The 5217-nt window shown below is 29.2% G+C and carries 4 protein-coding genes; all 4 read left to right on the forward strand.

The genetic code is table 11. The features are described 5' to 3' along the window. Window positions 1–155 precede the first annotated feature (155 nt). The 4 genes from GBZ86_RS12345 (at window position 156) to GBZ86_RS12360 (ending at window position 5099) form a co-directional block, all read left to right on the forward strand. Window positions 156–638 (forward strand): Lrp/AsnC family transcriptional regulator, encoded by a 483-nt coding sequence (locus GBZ86_RS12345; RefSeq protein ID WP_152891098.1) that lies wholly within the window; start codon window positions 156–158, stop codon window positions 636–638. After that, the gene (locus GBZ86_RS12350; RefSeq protein WP_152891100.1) at window positions 635–1804 is read left to right on the forward strand and encodes an aminotransferase class I/II-fold pyridoxal phosphate-dependent enzyme; all 1170 of its coding nucleotides are present in this window, start codon (window positions 635–637) and stop codon (window positions 1802–1804) included. The genes GBZ86_RS12345 and GBZ86_RS12350 overlap by 4 nt, the downstream gene beginning before the upstream one ends. A gap of 161 nt (window positions 1805–1965) precedes the next feature. Continuing rightward, entirely contained in the window at window positions 1966–3474 is a 1509-nt protein-coding gene (locus GBZ86_RS12355; protein ID WP_152891102.1) for a DUF1846 domain-containing protein, read from the forward strand. 224 nt (window positions 3475–3698) lie between these two features. Then, window positions 3699–5099: an MATE family efflux transporter gene (locus tag GBZ86_RS12360; RefSeq protein WP_152891104.1), complete on the forward strand. Its 1401-nt coding sequence runs from the start codon at window positions 3699–3701 to the stop codon at window positions 5097–5099. The last annotated feature ends 118 nt before the right edge of the window (window positions 5100–5217 follow it).

Consider the following 5217-nt stretch of genomic DNA (forward strand, 5'->3'; position numbering starts at 1 on the left):
GTTATTTACCTCCTGTTGGTGTTTTTATTTCTTGTTATTTATATTGTGCCATACTGGAGGAAAATATAAAAACTTAACTTCAAAAAAGTTAGGTGAATTAATGGTTGCGGAATTCCGCAACCGACTAAATACAAATTATATTAAGGAGGATTAATATGGAGGAAATATTAGAAATTTTAGAGAAGAATAGTAGATACACTGATGAAGAAATAGCATTAATGGCAGGTAAAACTGTAGAACAGGTAAGAGAAGCCATTAGAGATTATGAGGAAAAAAGTATAATTGCAGGATACACTACATTAATAAATTGGGAAAATACAGGCAAAGAAACAGTTACTGCTTTAATAGAGGTAAAAATTACTCCTCAAAGAGGAGATGGTTTTGATAAGGTAGCTGAGAGAATATATAAGTTTCCACAGGTTAAAGCATGTTATTTAATGTCTTCAGGAGGATTTGATCTAACCGTTATAGTTGAAGGAAAAACTATGAAGGAAGTGGCTATGTTTGTTTCAGGAAAACTAGCTATACAAGAATATGTAATAGGAACAGCTACTCATTTTGTATTGAAGAAATATAAAGAACATGGAACTATATTTAAAGAAAAGCAAATAGATGATAGGGAGGCTATTTTTATATGATTTTAGAGAATATGATTTTAGACAATGTAAGGAATATGCCACCATCAGGTATAAGAAAATATTTTGATATGGTAAATGAAATGGAGGATGTAATTTCTCTTGGAGTAGGAGAACCAGACTTTGTTACTCCTTGGAATGTAAGAGAAGCAGGTATATATTCTTTAGAACAAGGACATACTCATTATTCATCTAATGCTGGATTTATAGAATTAAGAGAAGAAATTTCTAAGTATTTAAAGAGAAGATTTGACTTAAGTTATAAAGCAAAGGATGAAATAATAGTTACTGTAGGTGGAAGCGAAGGAATAGATTTAGCTCTAAGAGCTTTAGTAGGACCAGGGGATGAAGTTATTATTCCAGAACCAAGCTTTGTAGCGTATAAAGGATGTACGGCTTTTACAGGTGCTACTTCTAAGGTTTTAAACTTAAGAGCTGAGGATGAATTTAAGCTTACTGCAAAAATGTTAGAAGAAGCAATAACATCTAAAACTAAGGTGGTAATAATCCCTTTTCCAAATAACCCAACAGGTGCTATTATGACTAGAGAGGAGCTTAAACCTATAGTAGATGTTTTAAAGGATAAAAATATAATAATACTTTCAGATGAAATATATGCAGAACTTTCCTACGGCAAAGAGCATGTTTCCATAGCTAGTTTTAAAGAGGTAAGAGATAAAACTATTGTTATAAATGGTTTTTCTAAAGCTTATGCTATGACAGGATGGAGATTGGGGTATGCTTGTGGACACCCTGTTTTAATAGATGCTATGAAAAAAATACACCAATATGCCATAATGTGTTCTCCTACTACAGCTCAATTTGCAGCTATTGAAGCCTTGAAAAATGGAGATAATGATGTAGTAGAAATGGCAAAGGAATATAATAGAAGAAGAAGAGTATTAGTAAATGGTTTTAGAAATATGGGATTAGATTGTTTTGAACCTTTAGGTGCGCTGTATGTATTCCCATCTATTAAATCCACAGGTATGACTTCAGATGAATTTTGTGAAAAATTATTATTAGAAGAAAGAGTATTAGCAGTACCAGGAAATGCCTTTGGTGAATGTGGAGAAGGTTTTATAAGGTGTTGCTATGCTTCTTCCATGGAGAATATAATGGAAGCCTTAAAAAGAATAGAAAGATTTGTGAAAAAGAATAAAATTTAAAAACTAGAAAGAAAAAAAGTTATTGGTTAAATTTAAGATTAAAACTAAAGTTGTACAAAAAATGTTTTATTTTGCAGTGATTTTGTGTATAATAAGAAAATATAATTTAAAGTTATACATAAAATTATTTTAAACCAATAATACATAGTAAGGAGTTCAGGATGAAGATTGGATTTGATCATAAAAAGTATTTAGAAGAACAATCAAAATATATTTTAGAGAGAGTAAATAATTATGATAAGCTTTATTTAGAGTTTGGTGGTAAACTTTTATTTGATATGCATGCTAAAAGAGTATTGCCAGGTTTTGATGAAAATGCAAAAATTAAATTACTTCAAAAATTAAGAGAAAAAGTAGAAGTAGTTATTTGTGTTTATGCTGGAGATATTGAAAGAAACAAAATAAGAGGAGACTTTGGTATCACTTATGATATGGATGTTTTAAGACTTATTGATGACTTAAGAGGTTATGAATTAGATGTTAATAGCGTAGTTATAACAAGATATGATGGACAGCCGGCAACAACTGTATTTATGAATAAATTAAAGCGTAGAGGAATAAAGGTTTATACTCATAGAGCTACTAAAGGATACCCAACAGACGTAGATACAATTGTAAGTGATGAAGGTTATGGAAAAAATCCATATATTGAAACAACAAAACCTATAGTTGTAGTAACAGCACCAGGACCTGGAAGTGGAAAGCTTGCAACTTGTTTAAGTCAACTTTATCATGAGAATAAAAGGGGAAATGCAGCAGGATATTCAAAATTTGAAACTTTCCCAGTGTGGAATGTGCCATTAAAGCATCCTTTAAACATTGCTTATGAAGCAGCTACAGTTGATTTAAAAGATGTTAATATGATTGATTCATTTCACATGGATGCATATAATGAAGTAGCAGTTAACTATAATCGTGATATAGAAAGCTTCCCTGTTTTAAAGAGAATAATAGAAAAGATAACTGGAAAAGAATCAGTATATAAATCACCTACAGACATGGGAGTTAATAGAGTTGGCTTTGGTATAGTAGATGATGAAGTGGTTAAAGAAGCTTCAAAACAAGAAATTATAAGAAGATGCTTTAAATCAGGTTGTGAATATAAAAAAGGTTATGTAGATAAAGAAACATTTCAAAGAGCAAAGCTTATAATGGAAGAGTTAAATCTTAAAGAAACAGATAGAAAAGTAGTAGTTCCAGCTAGAGAATATTCTGCTAAATTAAAGGAAGTAGCTGAAAAAAATGATGTTTGCTCAGTAGTTGCTTTAGAGTTACATGATGGAACTATACTTACAGGAAAAAGTTCAAATACTATGGATGGAACAGCAGCAGCTATAATAAATGCTATAAAGTATTATGCTAATATTTCAGATGATATACATTTAATATCACCAGTGATACTAGAGCCTATTATAAACTTAAAATCTAAGGCTTTAGGAAGCAAAAATACTGCTTTAAGCTGTGAAGAGGTACTTATTGCATTGAGCATATCAGCAGCAACTAATCCAATGGCTCAAGTTGCTATGGATAAATTGCCAATGCTTAAAGGATGTCAAGCACATTCTACAACAATAATTGGAAAAAGTGATGAACAAACTTATGGAAGATTAGGAATAGATGTAACTTGTGATGCAGAATTCCCTTCAGAAAATTTATATTATAATAATTAATAAATAATTTATATGGAAGTCCACTATTAATTTTTTTAATAGTGGACTTAATTATAATAAAAGTAAAGTTTATTATAATAACATTATAAAAAGCTTTACAAAATTAGATAATTTATTCTAAATATAGAAATATAAAGATAAGGAATATTACAGTTATGAAATTTTTAGTGTATAATTAGGAATATAGTTAATATAATTAAAACTACATAAAAGGGAGGATTAATATGGGGAATAAAACTATAGATTTAGGTCGTGATAAGGTAGGATTACTACTAGTAAAATTAGCTTTACCAGCAATAATAGCCCAAATAGTAAATGTTTTATATAATATAGTAGATAGAATGTTTATTGGTAGAACTGCTGATGGAGCCTTAGCTATGGCTGGGGTAGGAGTAGCATTTCCACTTATAATAATAGTATCAGCTTTTAGTGCACTTATAGGTATGGGAGGAGCACCATTAGCAGCTATAAAAATGGGAAAAAAAGATAATGATGGTGCAGAAAAAATATTAAGTAATAGTTTTTCAGTATTAATTATATTATCAATTATATTAACAGTATCACTTTTAATATTTAGAGAACCAATTTTATGGGCCTTTGCTGCTAGTCCAGAAACAATAGATTATGCTATGGACTACTTAACTATATATCTTATAGGAACAATTTTTGTAGAAGTAGCTTTAGGAATGAATCCTTTTATAAATACTCAAGGATTTGCAAAAATAAGTATGACTACAGTATTAATAGGTGCAGTAATGAATATTGTATTAGATCCTATACTTATTTTTGGATTTAATATGGGTGTTAAAGGAGCCGCATTAGCTACTGTAATATCTCAAATGGTATCAGCCATATGGGTTTTAAAATTCTTATTTGGTAAGAAGAGTACATTAAAAATAAGAAAAAAATATTTAATGCCAGAATTAAAGGTAATATTCCCTATTTTAGCATTAGGAATATCACCATTTATAATGCAATCTACAGAAAGTTTAGTTTTAATATCATTAAACAATAAATTATTACAATATGGTGGTGCCTTAGCAGTAAGTGCTATGACTATAATGAGTAGTATAATGCAAATAGTAATGCTACCTCTTCAAGGATTAAGTCAAGGAGGACAACCTATAATAAGCTATAACTTTGGAGCTAAAAATATAGACAGAGTTAAAAAGACTTTTAAATTATTACTTATATGTTGTTTAACATATACTATTGCTATGTGTGTAGCATTAATGCTTTTCCCATCATTATTTGTAAAAATATTCAATAGTGATCCTAAACTTATAGAAATAACCTCATGGAGCATAAGAATATACTTTGCAGGAGCATTTATGTTAGGTGCACAAATAGCATGTCAGCAAACCTTCTTAGCTTTAGGACAAGCAAAGATATCTTTAGTACTGGCTTTATTAAGAAAAGTAATATTATTAATACCTTTAATCTTTATATTACCAACATTTATGAGTGAAAAGCTAAGAGCAGTATTATTAGCAGAACCAATAGCAGATATAATAGCAGCACTTACTACTATAATATGTTTTATTATTTTTTATAAAAAGATTTTAACACCATTAAAAGAAGAAAATAATGTGGATAATAATTTAGATAAGGCTGTATCTAATTAAATAAAATAAGAAAAAAGTCATTATTGCAATAAAAGCAGTAATGATTTTTTCTATTTTAAAAGTAAAACTTAACATTTTTCTTAAATATATCATATATTAATTAAGGTGAATAAATACT

This window comes from Clostridium tarantellae, assembly GCF_009295725.1.
In the GTDB taxonomy this organism is placed as follows: Bacteria; Bacillota; Clostridia; order Clostridiales; family Clostridiaceae; genus Sarcina; species Sarcina tarantellae.